We start from the raw sequence: 18,433 nt of genomic DNA on the forward strand, positions 1-18,433 counted from the left end.
ATCCTTTTTGGGTTTGCCCGTCGTGCAGGACGGCGGTGCTCGCAAACGGTTGAATCAGTTCTCATTCTGTTTACGGCAGTAGTGATTTAGGCTCGGGCAAGCGCAGGCCGACTCGTTCCTAAAGCAAGGAGTCCAGATACCGAAGCCGGATTTCTATGCCCGCGACATAGAACATCGAACATCGGTACAGGCGAATGCCATGCCTGTCTATGTCCGCGACCGGAGCCAGGGCGGCGGAGGGCGCTGTCGCTGACACTGGCGCGGGCCGATTGATCGGAGGCTGGGGTGCCGCCGCTAGCCGGCCCTATCCATCCCTGCGTCGATCTTCGGAATGACAGCGAGGAGTCGGGCGCCTGCGTCCGCGATGATGCCGCCGAGCTCCGGCTCGTAGCCGGAGTGCACAGCGAAACGCACGACACCCTAGGTGACCACAGCATCTGCGAGTCTCAAGATCTTCGTGATCGCTGTCGGGTCCGGCATCGTTGCGGTCTCAAGTGCGCTATCCGCGGAATCGGAGGGAGGCACAGCTATCTTCAATGCGACCAACGGCCAGCGCTTGCCGTGTGCAGACCCAGCGGAAGTCCTCCACATCCGCTCCACCTCAGCTGGATCAGGATGCCACCCTGCTTGTTGCCATGCTTAGCCGCCGCGGCCGAGGCCTTCTTCACCACGTCCATGTAACCCTTAAACTGCCCAATCTCCTTCTCGTTCGTCCCGTTGGCGACCCTTGCTAGCAATTGGGCTCGCCTATCGGTCATTCGCTGCTTCTCTTCGAGAGGGAGTGCCTTGCGTTCCTCATTGATGTCATCGAGGACTAAGTTGAGGTGTCGCAAGGCTGTCGAGCGAGCGTCAGTGGCGTCCATCATCCACACTGACTGCGACGCTGACTCGACTGCCGCCCGTGCGAGAGCTTGCACTGGGCGAAGCCTGTGGACCACGATTGCGTCGGGATGGAACTTCATGGGCGCGGTGGCATCGGCCCAGAACTCCAAATGCTCAAGCCCGGCGCTGAGATAGTCTCGCGCCCACTCGGACGCAGGTTCCCAGGGGTAAAGCCTGTCGACTTGCGCGAACGCGGACCCGGGAAGAGGCGCTCCGACGGAATCGAGAACGTCACGCATGATCCGCGCGCTGTGAGCCACCTCGACCCACGGCATGGAAGTTACACGGTCAATCTTGTAGCGCTCCACGAGTCTCCTCTTTCGAACGAAAGTCTCGCATCGACCACCGTGGCTCGTGTTCTGTTGAGGTGTTGGCCGTGACGGTGGGCGGGCGCGAGGAGTCGTCTTGCCAACCTTGGGGTCTTTAGGCGTCGCCGACACACAACGCAGGCGCTGTCTTCGGACATCCTGAAGCCACACCGAAGACAGCGCCTGTCGCGGTTCGTAAGTCAGTCTTTGTGGGCCGGTTCCGGCTCCGTGCGGGATTCGCTTTTCGGGCTGTAGGACTCTTTCGAAATCTTGCTGAAGAAGGCAGGGTTCAGATCTCGAGGCGGCCTGGTCGGCGTTACTTGCGCAAGAGGGCTGGTCGTTGATTCGTCGTCGCTCATTTCACCTCCCCGTATGCGCTCGTGGATGTAGGTGCAGGGGAACTGTGAGTGAACTGGGGACTAGGAATGCCGGCAACCCGGAGCCCTGTGAACGCGACCGATAGCGCCAAGAAGGAAAACCCGGCCAGAACCCAGCGGCGGCGTCTACGTAGCGCAACTTCATCCAAATTGTGCACGTGGAGCTTGTGCTTCAGAAGGTTCCACTCCGTCGTGCGCGGACCGAAGTTGTACATGACGTCGACCATCGGGCCGATATTCAATTCATCGCCGCGACGCGGCCACATGGCGACGAGACCGCAAAGAGCGGCGAGAATTGTCATACTTACCGACGCGATCAACCAACTGCTTGTTGAGGCGTCCAATTGGAAGCCTGCACCGATACTCGCGGCTCCAATGAGGATCGCAGCCCGGGAATTGGAGGCTGACATTCTCGAAGAATATGACGCGCGCTGACGATCCAATTCGGCACCAAGCAGCTGCAGCTCGCCGGCGTGCCCAGCCAGCTGAGTTTCAAGTTCTGCGTCCACGAATACAGGCTAGCGCTGGCCGCCGACATGGGGATCGCGCAGCTCTGCGGCTAGCTGATCGCAAGTGTCCACGCCGGCGACCACTGCAGCGACCATTCTCTTGCGGATCTTGATGATCTCCTCGGCTGTCGTGTCGATTCCGGCGTCTGGATCGATGACCTCGGCCTCGGCAGCAACGCCGGCCGTGAGTAATGCGATCACGTCATGGGCGGCCATTCGAAGGGTGCGGAATGCCATGTCTGGATCGCGGTGACGGCGCTTCGGGCTGGTCGGTTCCGCAGCCGCAGGTGTCATGTTTTCGGTGACGGCTTCGATGTGATTGTGGGCTGGTCGGAACCATGAGTTGAGGCTATCGAGGTCAGCGAAGCCATATTCCGTTTGTTCAAATTCACCATCGAGGCGGCGCTCGGTTACAAGGATTGTCAACATGCTCATTACATGCGCGGTACGCCACTCTGCCCGAGGCACGACCGGTCGACCGATAGATCGTCTATTTTGGCGCTGATGGTAACGCGGGCAACCTCTCTGTACTCAAACTGGACCCGCACGAGCAGACATGACAAAACCATCCTTGGTTGTGGAATGATCGCAGTGAAGACTCGATGGCCGCAGGCCGAGGACCGCGATAGCGGGCAGGGCGGCTGATTGGCTGGCTGGCTGTGTTGGAGCGGGGGAGCCGGGCTGAGGGCGAGGAGACGCGAAGGAGCCGGGCTCAGGGCGGAGAATCGGAGTCGCCGAGTTGAGGGAAAATGGTGAGAACTGGAACCTCGCCACTGCGCGTCCGCGACCGAAACCCGGCGCGCTAAACGTAGTGAATCCGGCCGTCGTAATCCGGTGTCGCCCGCCCGCTGTCACGATGCGCAGGATGCGGGCCGCCCCGATGGCCGGGACGTAACTCATCGTGTCCGACAGTGCACTTGCACGTCGGCCGTCCGCATTTCTTCATTGCGCCCCAGACCCTTCGAGGGTGCCCGCGTCGTCGGCGCTGGCGAGTAGTACCGGCAGGTCAGTCGGTGATGCGTCAGTTGCCAGCGCGAACTCACGCGGTGCGAGGCTCGGCAGACGTGCGGAACGAGATCCGCGGCCAACCTCGACGGCGAGCGTTGCGGGCGCCTTGCCATTTCTTCTGACGGCTGAGCATACGCGGAGCGCACGACACCGGGCTTTGACTAGGGGGCGGACGGGCTGAATGCCAGGTGGGCGCTCACGCAGAGTGAGTACTGTGCCTGCTCCGACCAGCGTCGACTCAGGTCGCGGTTCGGGCCGGGGCTCTGTCGTGGCAGAAGGCGGGAAGGATTTCTGCGTTGCAGTCGAGAAAGTATTGCAGAGCCGTGGATAAGAAAGAGTCCCAAAACCTGCGCGTCGTGGGCGATGCCCGGGTGCTCCCCAGACCGGGCGAGTTATTTTTGCGGCCGTCGAGTATCCCATGCCCTTTCAGGCTTGGAGGTCGTGCGCTCGGAACGGGGATTCGTGCATAAGCGCCCAGCTGCTCGTGCTGGATGAGCGGGGATGTGGGTGCATCGGACGCTCGTTTCGGGGCGGCCGACTCCTTCGCGTGATCTCGAGTGTGCGGGGCGCGGGCCCGGCGCTGGATAGGTTTGAATTCTGGTCCCGACGTGCAGCCGCGGGGAGTGCGCACGCCGCCACCGCCGACGGTTTCAGAGGCGTCGATGCAGTCATCTGATTGCTCTCCGTTGAGCGACGGTGGCGCCGCCGCATGCGTGTTGTTCAACGGCTGGCCTCGCTATCTCCACGACGCCCCTCGCATCATGATGCGGAACAAGAGTTTCGTGCGCGCCTCCCGGCGCACCTGTAGCCGTCGCCTGGAATTCCGATCACGAAATCCCCAAAGCAAGCTCAGCCGTTCGCCCGCGCGAACTCGCTATAAGGATTTCGTGCAGCCGGCGCCGTGTTCTTGCTGACCGAGTCGGCCGGAGCCAATTGCAGATGGTCTTGGGTGGTCGGCGGTACTCACGTCCACATGGGGAGATGTCCATCGCGCATGCGGTTGCCGGCGTCGTTCGTCGCGTTTCTGCTGGTCCGAACGTGCCCGTCCGCGGCCACTAGGCGCACCGGCCCGGGGCCGGAGCGTCACAACCGCCCGTGCACAGACTTCTATGGTCCGCGTTCTGGACCGCTCGACTACTGATGCGTCACCCGTCCGTGCGGGGCAAGCGTCGGAATACCGACGGCGGTAGTCCGGCTGGATCCAACATCTGCTGAGGCCGCTCGACCTCGCTGGTTGGATTGCCGATGAGCACGGGGATCTTGCGGCTGATATCGCGCTCCGATCGGCAAGCCGCCGATGGCCTTGTGCGCCCGTCTTCGCCCTTGGGCGAGCCTCGGGGTATGCGTGCATGCCGAGCCTCTGAGGCAGCTCACAGCTCGCTCACGGTCGAGCTGAAGGCTATTTCCTGGCCCTTCGTCGGCTTTGCGGCCCAGACTCGACAGCCGTCGCCGGGATCGTCCCCCACCGATCGGCAATGACGGCAGACCGCCCGGCGCCGATTCTGCAGCGAGCGGATCCGCACCGCCGCGTTGATCGTCGCGTAGCTGCGGGCGACGTGAACGGGCCAAGCGCAGAAATTAGCTGACGTGGCGCGGCCCTCTGTCTTACGAAGCCGATCAAAGTGCACGAGAGTAGATGCGGGGCCGATTCACCGGGCCTAGTGTCTTCTCTTTGCCAACGCGCTGTGCGCCCGACTGACGCGTTAGGGGCGGCGGACGCACCCGACTATCGGATGCAGAGCAAATCGCTCTCAGCAAGCTCACAGGGCCGCTGAGGGCACAGTGAGCACATCAGAGGGTCTGCCCATGATCGATTTGACTGGCGCGCTACCCGGCGCTAGCTTGCGACGCAGGTCTTCTCGGTTGATCCGGCGGAATTCTCTATCAAGCCGGGTGAGAATTGCCCTCATGAGTGACAAATCCTCAAGATTACCAACATTACCAGAAGATTACCAGCGACTGGTAATCTTCAGTCCCCAATGTTTAGAAGGGCTGCAGAGCCCTTCTTCTTACTTATTACCAAATTACCAGTTTAAACAGATACATACATACAAGGGAAGAGAGAGGGAGGTATCTCACAGGGGTCTCTCTCTATGTCTCTCTTATATCTACTAGTAGTACCTCGCCAAACTGGTAATCTGGTAATTTTGCCTCAAATTTGCGGTCTGATCAGGTAAAAATAGATTACCAGATGCTGGTAATGTGCTGGTAACGCTGGTAATGTTCTGGCGCTTCGAAGCATTCCGGCGGCGTTTCCGCTCTAGTCGTGTCGGTCCGGAATGCGTTTGTACCAGCAGGTCATCACAAATCGGGTCTGTCACACGCGAACGGCACAAATCGTTTTCGTGTCGGTCAACCGGGACAAGCCGCGTTTTGTGCGGGTTGGCTAGCGCGATTTTCGAAAGTGTGCGCGCTGAGCGGCACAGATTGCGTGACATTCAGCGGCTCAAAATCTGTGACAGTTGAATGGCACGGATCTTCCGACGAGCGTAAGCGACAGGTGCTGAAACGCATGAGCGCAGCGTTCCACTGTCCCGTAGGGACGCAGGGTTACCTGCGCACGTTTTGGCGACGGATCGGCCGTGCGCGGGCAACTGCTCGGGTGCCGCACCGGCACGCAGACGACAGGCTGAGCCCGGCTGGCCGGAGTGCAGGTGTTGGCGATGAAATCGGGCGGAGTGGCTCTGAATCGGGTCCTGTCAGGCGTCACCGGTGCCTTGGCGAGACCCTTAAAGCGACGCCGATTGTTCGTCAGATCTCGGGCTAGAAATCGTCGTCATCTCCGTCGTTACTGATGGCGCTGCGCTCTTGATCGTATGCATCGTCTTCTGGCCCGGCGGCTTCGGGCGGCGCCTCTGCCCCGATTCGCGTCGATCCAGGAAGTACATCCGCGCTGAAGTTCTGCCAGGGGTCGGCCAGGCATTCGGTCGCCTCGGTCTGCCGCCACAAGCCCCTCAGGAGCAGGATCGTCGTTTCCAGCGACCGTCCGTCGGAGCGAGAGACGTCCACGAGTTCCTGTGTTGCCACACTCAGTCGCTCGCTCGCGGCAACACCCGCAGCGACAACCTTCTTACGGTTGTTAGCGTGCGCGATGACAAGGCCCATCGCATCCAGCCGTGCATACTCCTTCGTCACAGTGCCCGCCGATGCGTGAACCTCACCGCCGCCCCAACTCCGTTGTGCGGGAAGTATCGTTCCGGCGGCGAGGTGCCCCAAGAGGATTTCGATCCCTATGTCCTCATGTACGGACATGCGATGGTCTGATGCGGTATTCATTGGACTCTCTTGAAGCGAAGATAAGTGCGATGTCGGTTGCATGCGCGGCGGCTCTGATTCTGAAGAGACGTGCTCGCGTCACCCGATTTGGGTCAGCGCGATGAACGTGGTGGTCAGGTCCGAATTGTGCTGGCACCTCTGGAAAAGCAGATCGTAGGTGGTTGAAATGTCACGTGCGTTGGCCGTTGTGGGGTGCACGGTGAAAACTCGATCCACCGATAGGGTTGGGCATCTAGCGGCGCGTTAAACCTAGAATGCCTTTCTTGTCAGGTAAAATTGTACTCGGGGTCTATGGGATCAATGCTTTCCTTGCGACGGTGAAACGGATGTTTCCGCGCCGATCATCGTCGGGCAGCGGTTACGGCGGGGCGCGTGCGGGTCGCCGCGCGGAGCGGCTCGGATGGTTCGCGACGCCCTCGCCACCAACGCCTCAACGGCATGGCCTCCGCCCGAGTGCTGCTCCGGGCCGATTCCGCGTTCTACGGTTACGCCACGATGAGCGCAGCGATCCTGCGGGCGCGGCCCTGTCTGTCACGGCCCGGATACATCCTGCCGTGAAACGCGCGATCACGGCCATTCCCGATACCGCCTGGGAGGCCATTGAGTACACCAACGCCATCTACGACGAGGCCACGAAAGCCTGGATCAGCACGGCCGAAGTCGCCGAAATACCGTTCACCGCTTTCACGTCCCGGAAGAAGAGTGAGCACATCATTGGCCGCCTCGTTGTGCGTCGAATCCCGGAACTGAACAAGAAAGACCTCGAGCACCCCACTCTCTTCGACACGCACCGCTTCCACGCGTTCTTCACCACCAGTGACCTGCCCACGGTCGCCGCGGAGAAAACCCACCGGGCTCACGCGGTGATCGATCTCGTGAACGCGGACTTGAAGAACAGCGCCCTCGCGCACCTGCCCTCTGGCGTGTTCACCGCGATCGCCGCCTGGCTGGTCCTGGCCGTGATGGCCTTCAACCTCACCCGCGCCGCGGCGACCATCGCGGGCGCCGGCCTGGACAAAGCAACCACGGCCACCATCCGCCGGGAACCCGTCACCGTCCCAGCCAGGATCGCCTCATCCGCCAGACGCATCACGCTCCACCTGCCCGAGCAATGGCCATGGGAAACCGCGTGGACCGCCCTGTTCCGCCACAGCACCGAGCGCCCCCGACCCGCGCCCAGCTGACGACCAAACCCCCGACCCAAACGATCAGGACCACGAGTGGAACACCACGGGCAGCGAGGCCCCGCACTCAATCGCGCCCGACAACCCTGACCCGGGTCGAATCAGAAGCCGACTCGAGCCCCAGCCCGATCGGTGGATCGAGGCTTAGAGTGACTCGACGACCGCGCGCTCAGTGGCGAGGCGGGCCCGTTCGGCGACGGCGACGCGCAGACGGGGCGGCTCAGCGGCCAACGCCTCCGCTCGACCATCGACGCGAGCTGCTCGACTGTGTACTGGATGCCCTTCGGACCGCTCAAAGCATCCCCCGTCTGCCCGTCCCGCGCACCGCCCCGACGCGGGGCCGGCGGCTGTGGAGTTGGGAAAATTCCAATGCGTTCTGAAACTGGTGCGGGTCTCCGATGTGTTGTCACCCTTTCTGGGGCAATCGACGATGCACTGTAATTGCACACTTAGTCGATAGGGCAACCTGCCGCGCCGATAGCATTCAAAGAAGGCATCGAAGACTCCTGAGGTGCCGTCATCCGTAAGGAGAACAATGTCTGAGTCCGTGATTGTCGAAGATGCTCCCCTTATCAAAAAGCCAGCGCTCCTGCCCTGCTACATCGTGGTGGACACCTCCTCATCGATGCGGGACGGCCCCGCGGGAAAGCGCCTCATTGACATCGCCAATGAGATCATTCCCGCGATTGTCGACGAGATCGAACGCACTCCCACCGTGCGGGACAAGATTCGACTCTGCCTGATCGAGTTCGCCAGCGAAGCCAGAACCGTTGTTCCGCTCGGGGATAAGCAGGACTTCATCCCGACTCCCGTGCTGCAGGCGAATGGGGCGACGAATTACACCAAGGTCTTCCAGCTTTTGCGGCACGAACTGGATCTGGGTTATCAATCCCTGAAATCGGACGACGTCGACGTCTATCGGCCGCTCGTATTCTTCGTTACCGACGGTGAACCCAACGACAATGACGAAGCGGCTCGAGACGCAGCGTTTAACGACCTCATCGATGACAATTTCGTCGCCCACCCGACAATCGTCGCATTCGGCGTAGCGGAAGCATCCGCTACGACGCTTGACCGCTACGTCACAAAGAAACATGGCGCGCTCATCGTCGCGAAGTCAGGCGTCGATGCCGGCGCGGCGCTGGCTGCGATCATCAAACCGCTGGTCAGCACCATTATCGGCACGGCGGTGGGCAAGTCTGGTGATGACGAGGGCGACGAAGAAATCACGATCGACCTGGACGGCATCGACTCCGATCTTTTCGACGTCAAGGTCTACGACTAACCGATATGAAGCACCTGATCAGGCTCTTGTGGCCGTTCGGGCTGTTCGGCAGACAGCGGTCGCGGCGCCATCTCGGCGCCGACGCGGCTCCAACGATTGCGAACACGAGGCCAGGTCAACCCATGAGTCACTCCGTCGATTCCTACCCGCTTGATGAGCCCGTGCCGGTGATGGGAGCGGCGTCACAATCCGGGACCTCCTCACTGACCGTGAGCCCGTTTGACGTGGCGAACGTCGGCGCCGATCCAGGCGCCGATCGCACTGGCGCGGTGGAGGGGGCCACGCCTGAAGACGTCTCGGTCACATCGGCCGAAGCGGCCGAAGCGGCCGAACCACAGGAAGCGGAGCCAGCGGCTGTCGTACCTCCGCTGGTCGCGCCGCGGGTCCCGGTCGGAAATGTGCCCGCAATCGAACCGATCGCGTCGGGCGCGTTTCCCCCGGGTCGGTGGGTGAAGCCCGGGCCATTCGTCGCAGTCCCGGTAGCCGACGGCCCGAACGCCGGCTCTGCCGTCATCGGCACCGCGGGTTCCCTGCTGGAGGTGATGGCCAGACTGGCCATGCCGACCCCCGGAGGACACCGGCCGGCCATCGTGGTCGATCGCATCGATTCCGGGGCGCTCGCGATCGGCGCCGTGTCGCTGCGGGGGGCGGCGCATTACGACGGTGGCCGTGTGCGCCAGGACAGTTACTCCGTCGGCGAATCCCGGGACGGGGCCTGGTTCATCGCAACGATCGCCGATGGGGTCTCCCAGGGGGCACTCTCCCAGATTGGTGCTGACGCGGCAGCGCAGACCGGGGTCAGCCAGGTTCAGGCTGAACTCGCGCGTTCGGGATTTGACGACGCGGACTGGCAATCCGTCGCCGTCAAGGTGCGGGATGCCGTTCGCGCGCGGGCCGAGGCCGTGTTGGCCGGCTCGATCAGCAACCCGCGCGGGGAACCCATGGACGTCGCCGGGGTGTCGGATCGGCAGTATGCCGTACAGCTCGGAACGACAGCAGAATTCATCGTCGTTGCCAATCGCGCCGACATCGACGGCGCGCACCGTTATGTCCGAGTCGTCGTCGCCGGTGACGGCTCCAGTCTCATCCTCGACCCGTCCAAGGGCTGGCAGGTACTCAGCCTGGGAAAATCGACCAGCTCGGGAACGAAGTCCAACGCGGTCACCGCGCTTCCCCTGGATCCCGGCCCCGCGACGGTTCAGCACGGGACGCTCCATCGGGGGCAGGCGCTACTGGTGACCACTGACGGTATCGGGGATTTTCTACTGGACGGGTCGACGGAGGTCGGCGGGTATCTGCACAACGCGCTCAAATCCCCGGTGGGCCCGGTCGACCTCGTGCGTGCAGCGAGTTTCGTGACTTTTCAAGCCGACGACGACCGCACGGTGGTGATCGTGTGGGCGTGATCAGCGTTCGCCGTGATGCCCTGGGCGGTCTCAAGCCCCTCAACTCGGGATCACAGGCGATCCTCTACCGCGCGCCCGCGGTGACCCTGCCCGGGAGTGACGGGCCGTACGTTTACAAGGAGTATCGGTCCAAGGTGCGCTCGGGGATCGAGCATGGAATCCGGCGGTCGCTCGTAGGCCTAATCCGGGTGCGCAGCGGTGCGACTCCCGCGCAGCGGCAGCGTATTGACGCGTCGAGCGTGTGGCCGGTGGCCGTGGTCGAAGATCACGTCGGTGCGATCGGGCTTCTGATGCGCGAGATCCCGGACCGTTTCTTCGTGCAGGTGACGACGAGTTCGGGCAAGACCTTCCGGGATCCGGCGGAAGCCTCGCTGTATCTGCAGCCCGAAGCCGACATCAGGGCCCGAAACCTCACCCCCCTCACGCTGCACGGCAGGCTCTACCTCACCGCGCGACTGCTGCGGTACGTGGCCCTGATGCACGAACTCGACGTGGTCATCGGGGACTTCAGTTCGGCAAACGTGCTCTTTTTCATCCATCCCACGGAACAGAAAGAGCGCAATTCGGTCATGTTCGTGGACGTGGATTCGTACCGGCTCGGTTCGGGTGTCCCTGCCCTCGTGCAGGGACACACGCCCGACTGGCAGACCCCCGAGAATGCCAAGAGGTCGGCGCTCTACAAATCGCTCGTAGCGGCGGGCGCTTCGGCGAACCAGATCGCTTCGGCGCGGGCCGCCGTGGACATCCAGGACAAACGAAGCGACGTCTTCAAGACGGCGATTCTGATCCTCAGGCTGTTCGACGGGGGAGAGAAATCCCTATCCACTCGACATTCTCCAGAGTCGATGGCGAAAATTACGAAGTTTCGCGGCAAGAGGTTCGCCGCAACGCTGGCTGCGGCACTCGCCGCCGAGCCCAAAGATCGACCCACCATCGACGTGCTGTTCGACGATTTCGTTCGCCAATCATAGATCCATCCCGATGGCATCCCCTCCGAGTACCCTCGCCACCTGGGCGCTGTCGCGACCGAGCAGTTTCGAGCGCTCCGTCGACCGGCTTCTGCTCTTGCGCTCGAAGCGCGTCGCGAAGATAGTTTCAGTGCTCGACGCCGTCGCCGACGGACCATCACGCCGCATGCAACGTATCCAGCGGGCCCTGACGGCTCTAGAGTCTACCTTCCTGCAGCGGTGGAACGGCCAGATCGTGAAGAAGGACGCGGCAAAGTGGCGGCTCGAGCTCACGGTTGCCCAACTGCGGGAGCCGCAGTCGGCCACGGGGAGGGTGACGATCGATCAGGCAGCAACACTGCTGTCCGATCTGGCGGCACGGCTGCTCAGCGCGCGGATGCCGCTTCTGTCCACCAGCAAGTACTGGCTTTTTCAGGCCGAACGCACCGAATTCGCCGAGTGTTGTGCCGAGGCCACGGCCGCGCAGATCGAGATCGCGCAGAACCTTCGAGGACGCATCTCGGCGTCGGCCCTGGCCATGCACTCCCACATCCCCGGCGATGAGGGCGCCGTCACCGCCGCCAACCGGATGCTCCGCCTCCCCGCAGGGATCGCCGACCTGGTCGACCGCCAGATTCTTGCTGTGATCCCCGGCCACGGCCCCCTCGTCGTGCAGTTCGGCTGGCTCGTCGATCCGGGTCCCACGGTTCAGATAGCGGGTCCATCCGGGACGGCGGAACATCACGGTGTCGGGTTTCAGGCGACCGTGGTGCAGTCCACACCATTTTGGATCCCCGCCCTGATCGACCTGGACCGTGACGGCGGCGCGATCACCAACAGCCGAGTGTCCCTGCAAAGCCTGGTCCTGCGGCTGCTGGGGCTGCTCCCGGCCGGTGACCTGAAACTCAACGTCTTCGATCCGGTGGGGCTCGGCGACTCGGTGAAATACATCTTCCAGCTGGGCGAAGCGGCCAGCCGGATCATCGGTGACAAGGTCAGGAGCACGGCTACCGAGTTGCACCAACTGCTCGACAGTGTCGAAGCGCATATCACCTTCGTTACCCAGAAATACCTGGGCGCCCAGCATTCGAGCCTGCACGAGTACAACCTGGCTGCCGGCGAGATCGCCGAGCCATATCGGGTCCTGTTGCTCTTCGACTACCCGAAGGGGTTCGAGCGGGCCGGCGGCGGTGTCGATCACGAGGCCATCGCGCAACTGGAAAAGATCATCACATCCGGGCCGCGCTGCGGTGTCTACACGCTCATTGTGACCGAAGGGGCCGCCATCTCGGGTGCTCGGGCGACGCCGGGCGCACGCTGGGGTGATGCGGCCCCCATCCCTTCGGGCCTCCCCGTGCTGGAATCCGGATACTCAGTGAGCGCACGCTGGCCCCTCGCGATGCAGAGAATCTCAGACCGCGCCCGTCTGGCATCGAGGGCCGCGACCGCCGGGGGCACTATTCAGCAGTTGCTTACATCGGTTGCCCTGCCGCGGGATCGCAACCTGTTCACGTCGTCGTCGGAACTGGTCTGGCAGGGCAGCGACCCCACCGCAATTGTGGGCGGGGTGACGGGGCAGCTCATGGTGAAGATTGAAAAGGGTCTGGAGCGGGCATCCACTGTCGAAGTCAGCCCGGAACGGGTCAGCGACTTAGCCCAGCGCAAGCGCGCCGACCGATTGGGCAAGGCGCTGGCCGGCGGCCCGCCGGTCGCCGTTCCCGGCCGGCCCGACACCTGGTGGCAGGGCAATTCGCGGGACGGACTTATCGCACGGGTCGGCAGGAAAGGTTCCGCCGACATCGCCGAAGTTGAAATCGCGTCCAAGCTGGAGAACGCCCATGTGCTCGTCGGTGGTGCCCCCCGCTCGGGGAAATCGGTATTCCTGCATGCGCTGATCGCATCGCTGACACAGACCTACGGCCCCGACGAACTCGAACTGTTCCTCATCGACATCAAGATGGGTGTCGAGTTCAAGGCGTACACCGCGTCGCCGCATGCGCGGGTCGTTGCGTTGGAATCGGGGCGGGAGTTCGGCATCTCGGTATTGCAGGCCCTGGTCGACAAGATGGAACATCGCGGCGCCTTGTTCCGTGCGCAACAGGTTGCCAATCTGGCCGAATATCGCGGCAAGGTGGCCAAGCCGATGCCCCGGGTCGTCGCGGTGATCGACGAGTTCCATGCGCTCTTCGAGACCGCGGACGCGCTGGGAGACGAGGCTCAACGGCTGCTGCGCCGCATCCTCAAGCAAGGGAGCGCGATCGGCATCCACCTGGTACTGGCCTCGCAAACGCTGTCGGGCGCGGAAGCTTTGCCGAAGGATGCACTGAGCCTCGTGCCGACGCGAGTGGTGTTCGCCTCAGCCGATGCTGACGCACGGCTGCTCCTGGCGGAGGACAACCCGGAAGCGGCAGTGCTGAACCGACCCGGGGAAGGAATCATCAACCTGCGAGCGGGGAGGAAGGGCGACAACGAACGCTTCCAGGCGACGCTGGTGTCCCGCGACCTCGCCGCCAAAACGACGCGCCTCGTGCGAAAGCTGGCGGATCTCAAGGGAATCCGGCTCCGACCCATCGTGTTCGAAGGCATCGCTGAGTGCGCGGTGCCGGCGTCGATCGGTGCCCTGGTGCGCGCCGTCCAGCCCGGTCAGACGATTCCTGTTGCAGTGGGCCTGCCGATGAATCTGGGTGGTCCAGTCACGGCTCGACTCGCTCGGTCTGTGGCCGGCAATCTGCTTCTTGTCGGCCCGGCTCAACGGTCAGTGCCCGTACTCACCCTGGCCGCAGCAACGGTGATGCGCGGCGACCTCGATGTCATCGTGTGTGACTTCGGAGGGCTGGGTTCGGAATTCAGCATTGCGTTGGAACCTGCGCTGAACCAGTTCCAGACGCGGGCGGCCACGGCAGGTTCGCTCACGTCCCTTCGCGGACGTCAGATCGAATCCGGAATTGCCGGCGTGCTGTCCCTGGTCGAACGCAGACACACCCAGGGCCGGTACGAGGAACGTGGAGTGCTGCTGATGCTCGCCAATGTTGATCGATCCTCCCAGCTGGAGGCCGCAAAGCCGCTCAGCGATGTACTGGACCGCATACTGGACGACGGCCCCGCGGTCGGCATTCACACCATCGTCTCCCTCGACCGGTTCGCCACCCTGAGCCGCAAACTGGGCGGTTCCGCCGAGGACCGCTTCGACCTGCGCGTCGTCGGCCAGCTCAGCCGGGAGGATTCCCACCGCCTCATCGACAGCGCCGATGCGACCAACCTGCTGCCGGAACAATTGATCGTCTATGATCGGTCCCGTGACACCACCGTGGTTGCGCGCGCCTTCGTCGAACCGACCCTCGCATTCTGGAGGAGTTCATGAGCGGGGGAGCGGCCCGGGTGAACGAACGCACGCTGATTCGGGCGAGGCTCGACCTGCAGGACTCCGTGCGACGCACCGATCAGGTTCTCGCCGAGGGTGCACGCAAGGCGGCGGAAGTGCACCGGAGAGTGGCGGCTAGAATCAGTGAACTCGAACAGCTGACCCAGCGTCTGCGCGCCGAGCTCGACGCGTGCCGGGTCTCCGGTGGTAGATCTGGCTGTTCGGAGCCACGTCGTCGACTCGCGCAGGCGGAAGCGAACCTGAATCGGGTTCGGGTGGCCCTCACCCAAGTCGATGCGGCGCGGACGACATTCGCCGCGGAAACACGGCGCCTTGAGATCGAACTGCACTCCGTGGGTCAGATCGGCGTCGCGTTGCTGCGAACGCTGACGGGTGATCTCCGGGACTACCAGGCAATGGCCCACTTCTCTCTGCCCGGCGCCAGCGGCACGGGCTCCACAGGAGCGGTACCGGGCCAGGCTGCAACGGTTCCCGACGCGCTGGAGTATCCGCCCGGACTCCCGGCCGGATTCGCTCTGGTCCCCCTGTCGCGCATCGACATCTCCCGATCGACGGTCACGGGTCCGGCGGATTTCGGCAAGGGCTATAGCCCGGCAGATTTGAGCTGGGCTTTCGACGCCTTTGACCAGGTGGTGCTGCCGGGCCTTCGGGACGGGGTACCCCGCGATGCTCTCGTCGACCGGGACACTCGCTCCGGTCTGAGTGGAACGCGGTCCTACGCGATGACCCGTTCGCAGTTTCTCAACGACGGGGACTCCATTCGACTGAACGCGGAGCCGGGCGGTCAGTTCTCGATTGCGAACGGCCAGCATCGCATCTGGGTCGCGCTGCGAGACGGGCGCCACAGCGTACCGGCGAGGATCGTGCCGTGAATCCGCTCCTGTACCAGATCTCCATAGCGGCCGATTCCGCGATGCTCTGGAACCAGCGTGCCGAGGCCGCTTTTGCCCACTGGAATGACACTCGTTCGCTGGAATACCGCCAGCGGGTTGTGGTCCCGGTGGCCCGGGTGAACGAGCGCACCAGTCGCGCTTTGGACCAGCTGGGTGAGGTGCTGACCGCTGCACTGCGCACTGTGGCCGACATCGATTAGTGACCGACAACGATTAGTGACCTGAAGACGACTAACGAACACCCGTGACTGAGGAGTCCCTATGCCAGACATTCACATCAAAGTGGCCGACGTCGAGCGCCTGAAGGCCGAACTCGCCAAGTCGAACCGAGCGGTCAAAGACGCCCTCCGGGCGGTCGATTCTGCCCTGCGGACGGCCGACTGGAATGACGCGAACAGTAAATCGTTTGAGAACACCTTCGCCGCCGCGCGTCGCAAGGTGGCCGGGTTCGAAGCGGATGCAGTGGAGATGGAACGTTTCCTGGCACGCGTCATCGCGCAGGCCAAGAGTATGGGGGCCAAGTAGCGTGTGGAAAGTGCGACCGACCGTAGGCCCAAGTTGACGGCCGATATCGTCGTCGTTCTGGCAGACCGGTTCGGCGTGAAGAAAATCGGCCAGACGAGCATCGACGAGATCTCTCGACCCGTCCGTTCATCCACCGCCGTCGTGGCGGTCATCACCATCGGTGAAAACGGGAGCGTTCTCGTGCCCGGGGAGTTGTGGTCGAACATCGGTCGGCTGAACTGGCCCTCCAATCTGGGCGGACGAACCGGGCGAGAAACGTCGGACGTTCTGGGGGCGATCTATCAGCTCATCCACTCGTGTGGCATTCCCGCGCCGGAAATCGCTCTCGTGGCTCAGGTCATCTGGCCAGCCTTTCCGGGACTCCTGAAGGAGTTGCACGACGTTCCGAACCTAACGATGTCACAAGCCGTTCCGAAGCCGGTGGCGCCGAAGCCGGTAGCGCGCCAGGTGGTGGTGAAAGCGGGTGTGCCCGGGAAACCCCCCGTTAGTAAGGCCCCGCCGACGACGCTCACGAGCCGATTCTGGCTCGCCTGGGGTGGGGTGATGGCCCTCATCGTGGTCGGCCTGGTCGTCTTCAACCTGTCCGGGGCCGGGAAATCGACTGCGGCTAATGATGCCTGGCTGGCCTACCTGGAGGTTCTGAAACCGCTACAGGCGGGCGTGTGCACGACGATACTGTTCCGGCCTACCGAAGAGGAGCAATCTCTTCTGATCACGGAGCCCGTGTTGGTTGTGCCGTGCGAGAATCCGGCGGCAACCCACGTCATCGCCTCCCGGGCCGCGACGGACGCGGGCGTAACCTGCAATTCGGGCGAGACTCTCATCAGAGTCGGGACGGACGAGTTGTGCCGGGCGAATGTTTTTCACGTCGGGCAGTGCCGCCGAGTGGCCAGTATGGAGCGCGCGGAGGCCGACCTGAGCCCCGACCCGGTGCCCTGCGATATAGCCGCGACGGCGCAGTACCCGGCCGTCGTCACGATCGGCGCTGTCTTGGGCAACCTGACCGATCCGTGTCCCGACGCAGCTCAGTGGGGCTACCGGATTGAGGAGAGGGGCACAACGATCTGCACGTCGCCTCCTCGGCTGGCCGAGCCCAAGATATGATCCGGTGTTCCTGGTGTTATGTCTTGAACAGCTTTTTTGGGGACACCGGTGCCCGTCCGTCCGGCCCATTCGCCTGCCGGGAGTGCACCGACTCAGTGATCGATCACGCGACGCAGGTGAGCATGCCCGCGCGTGCGGTATTGAGGGATGTCCGGGACCTCGGCCTCGCTGTGCCGGCCGGCGTAACCGTGCAACTTCGCTCCCTGACCGCGATGCAACGCAGCATTCCGTCGCTGCCCGATGAGATCCACGGCATCACCCGGGGTCGGTTCGTCGATTCCCGGGTCGTGCCCGGAAGTCTCGTCGTGACGATCCGCGCGGGGCTGCCGTTGGTGCACTTCCGGTCGTGCCTGGCCCATGAGTACACCCATGTCGCCATGGTGGCCGCCGGCGCCGTCTCGATCGGCGCTGCGATCGAGGAGGGACTGGCCGAGTATGTGCGCTGGTCCTACCTTCGACAGTGCGACGCGTCGCCGGCCGCGCTCCGAATAGCGGATGCCATGTTCCAGCGCCGACACGATCCGTACGGCGAAGGATTCCGGCTGATTTCTCGCACCGTCGAGGGCGAGGGGTTCCCGCGCGTCTGGTCCCAGATCATCGCAGGGAAGTTCACCATCGCACGGTCCACGAATCGAAACGAACGGGAGTCATAATGATGTATCTGGGGGACAGGGCGTTGTTCGGAAACTGGGTGAAAGTCACCGCTGAGGGATCCAGCTTTCTGGTCACGATCCGGGCGAACGGCCTGAGCGAAAAAAACATGTTCGGTGCCGACGATCGGCCCAGCTGGACGGGCACCTATGTCGTCGATGCCACTAGCGGCACCAATCACGCCGTCATCCAGATCGGCGACTACCGATCCGCACTGACCCTCGTCGGAGACGAGCTGCGCGGTTGGGAGACCCGGCTCGGTCATGAAGACCACAAAGTCGAAATACGCCTGTTCAAACTCCTCGCATGAGCCCGGTTGAGCCCGTGATCAAGAGATCCTTGGTTCTGCCGGTCTATGTTGTCGTCGACACGTCGTCAGCGATGCTTGCCTGGGGTCCCGGGCCCGAGGCATCGAGACCCCAGACGTGCACCGTAGGGACTCGAACTTCTCGAGCCCGTCGAAATCACGAGTCCAGAGGTCGCGCAAGATTCCCGCTTCCGTGGGGCCCACCGTTCGATGACCCCTTTTGCAGCGATATGGAACTCGGATTCCGTCGAGATGCTACTTGCACCGATGGGCGTCGCCCTACGTGACGGGGTCCTCCTCGCCGGCAAGTCGAGAGATTCCTTCCAGGCGCAACAGGAAGACTGACCGACGGCCAGGCAGGCCGACGTCCCCCTCCGCTCGCCTCACCG

The 18,433-nt window shown here is 63.2% G+C and carries 14 protein-coding genes and 1 pseudogene; 11 read left to right on the forward strand and 4 right to left on the reverse strand.

Annotated elements, in window-relative coordinates:
• Positions 1–533 precede the first annotated feature (533 nt).
• From E3O39_RS09190 to E3O39_RS09205, 4 genes are all read right to left on the reverse strand, one after another.
• Positions 534–1,190, reverse strand: coding sequence for a hypothetical protein (locus tag E3O39_RS09190; protein WP_134447240.1), 657 nt, complete (start codon positions 1,188–1,190; stop codon positions 534–536).
• A gap of 355 nt (positions 1,191–1,545) precedes the next feature.
• A complete protein-coding gene (locus E3O39_RS09195) occupies positions 1,546–2,076 on the reverse strand; it encodes a hypothetical protein (protein WP_134447242.1) in 531 nt (176 codons plus the stop codon).
• A gap of 9 nt (positions 2,077–2,085) precedes the next feature.
• A complete protein-coding gene (locus E3O39_RS09200; protein WP_134447244.1) occupies positions 2,086–2,511 on the reverse strand; it encodes a hypothetical protein in 426 nt (141 codons plus the stop codon).
• Between the two features lie 3,336 nt (positions 2,512–5,847).
• Positions 5,848–6,360 (reverse strand): hypothetical protein, encoded by a 513-nt coding sequence (locus E3O39_RS09205; RefSeq protein ID WP_134447246.1) that lies wholly within the window; start codon positions 6,358–6,360, stop codon positions 5,848–5,850.
• 284 nt (positions 6,361–6,644) lie between these two features.
• Between E3O39_RS09205 and E3O39_RS09210 the strand changes: the two are divergent.
• The 11 genes and pseudogenes from E3O39_RS09210 to E3O39_RS09260 form a co-directional block, all read left to right on the forward strand.
• Positions 6,645–7,544, forward strand: a pseudogene (locus tag E3O39_RS09210) (IS1380 family transposase); the annotation flags it as partial.
• A 535-nt stretch (positions 7,545–8,079) separates the two neighbouring features.
• Positions 8,080–8,829 (forward strand): VWA domain-containing protein, encoded by a 750-nt coding sequence (locus tag E3O39_RS09215; RefSeq protein ID WP_134447250.1) that lies wholly within the window; start codon positions 8,080–8,082, stop codon positions 8,827–8,829.
• Positions 8,830–8,834: 5 nt separating this feature from the next.
• Positions 8,835–10,235 carry a protein phosphatase 2C domain-containing protein gene (locus tag E3O39_RS09220; protein WP_134447251.1) on the forward strand — a complete coding sequence of 467 codons (1,401 nt, stop codon included), beginning with the start codon at positions 8,835–8,837 and terminating at the stop codon, positions 10,233–10,235.
• Positions 10,232–11,206 (forward strand): hypothetical protein, encoded by a 975-nt coding sequence (locus E3O39_RS09225; RefSeq protein WP_134447253.1) that lies wholly within the window; start codon positions 10,232–10,234, stop codon positions 11,204–11,206. Before E3O39_RS09220 ends, E3O39_RS09225 begins: the two co-directional genes overlap by 4 nt.
• Positions 11,207–11,216: 10 nt before the next feature.
• A complete protein-coding gene (locus tag E3O39_RS09230) occupies positions 11,217–14,543 on the forward strand; it encodes an FtsK/SpoIIIE domain-containing protein (protein WP_134447255.1) in 3,327 nt (1,108 codons plus the stop codon).
• 17 nt (positions 14,544–14,560) lie between these two features.
• Positions 14,561–15,436 (forward strand): hypothetical protein, encoded by an 876-nt coding sequence (locus E3O39_RS09235; protein ID WP_134447257.1) that lies wholly within the window; start codon positions 14,561–14,563, stop codon positions 15,434–15,436.
• Positions 15,433–15,657 (forward strand): hypothetical protein, encoded by a 225-nt coding sequence (locus E3O39_RS09240; RefSeq protein WP_134447259.1) that lies wholly within the window; start codon positions 15,433–15,435, stop codon positions 15,655–15,657. The genes E3O39_RS09235 and E3O39_RS09240 overlap by 4 nt, the downstream gene beginning before the upstream one ends.
• A 61-nt stretch (positions 15,658–15,718) precedes the next feature.
• Entirely contained in the window at positions 15,719–15,982 is a 264-nt protein-coding gene (locus tag E3O39_RS09245; protein WP_134447261.1) for a hypothetical protein, read from the forward strand.
• 33 nt (positions 15,983–16,015) lie between these two features.
• The gene (locus E3O39_RS09250) at positions 16,016–17,086 is read left to right on the forward strand and encodes a hypothetical protein (protein ID WP_134447263.1); all 1,071 of its coding nucleotides are present in this window, start codon (positions 16,016–16,018) and stop codon (positions 17,084–17,086) included.
• 122 nt (positions 17,087–17,208) lie between these two features.
• The gene (locus tag E3O39_RS09255) at positions 17,209–17,739 is read left to right on the forward strand and encodes a hypothetical protein (protein WP_134447265.1); all 531 of its coding nucleotides are present in this window, start codon (positions 17,209–17,211) and stop codon (positions 17,737–17,739) included.
• Positions 17,739–18,047, forward strand: coding sequence for a hypothetical protein (locus E3O39_RS09260; RefSeq protein WP_166787297.1), 309 nt, complete (start codon positions 17,739–17,741; stop codon positions 18,045–18,047). Before E3O39_RS09255 ends, E3O39_RS09260 begins: the two co-directional genes overlap by 1 nt.
• Positions 18,048–18,433: the final 386 nt, after the last annotated feature.

This window comes from Cryobacterium sp. MDB2-A-1, from assembly GCF_004402675.1.
In the GTDB taxonomy this organism is placed as follows: domain Bacteria; phylum Actinomycetota; class Actinomycetes; order Actinomycetales; family Microbacteriaceae; genus Cryobacterium; species Cryobacterium glucosi.

Excerpts from the sequence above, each read along its gene's own strand:
- E3O39_RS09200 (WP_134447244.1), bottom strand. The coding sequence starts at position 2,511 with ATGAGCATGTTGACAATCCTTGTAACCGAGCGCCGCCTCGATGGTGAA.
- E3O39_RS09205 (WP_134447246.1), bottom strand. The coding sequence starts at position 6,360 with ATGAATACCGCATCAGACCATCGCATGTCCGTACATGAGGACATAGGG.
- E3O39_RS09215 (WP_134447250.1), top strand. The coding sequence starts at position 8,080 with ATGTCTGAGTCCGTGATTGTCGAAGATGCTCCCCTTATCAAAAAGCCA.
- E3O39_RS09220 (WP_134447251.1), top strand. The coding sequence starts at position 8,835 with ATGAAGCACCTGATCAGGCTCTTGTGGCCGTTCGGGCTGTTCGGCAGA.
- E3O39_RS09230 (WP_134447255.1), top strand. The coding sequence starts at position 11,217 with ATGGCATCCCCTCCGAGTACCCTCGCCACCTGGGCGCTGTCGCGACCG.
- E3O39_RS09245 (WP_134447261.1), top strand. The coding sequence starts at position 15,719 with ATGCCAGACATTCACATCAAAGTGGCCGACGTCGAGCGCCTGAAGGCC.
- E3O39_RS09255 (WP_134447265.1), top strand. The coding sequence starts at position 17,209 with ATGCCCGCGCGTGCGGTATTGAGGGATGTCCGGGACCTCGGCCTCGCT.
- E3O39_RS09260 (WP_166787297.1), top strand. The coding sequence starts at position 17,739 with ATGATGTATCTGGGGGACAGGGCGTTGTTCGGAAACTGGGTGAAAGTC.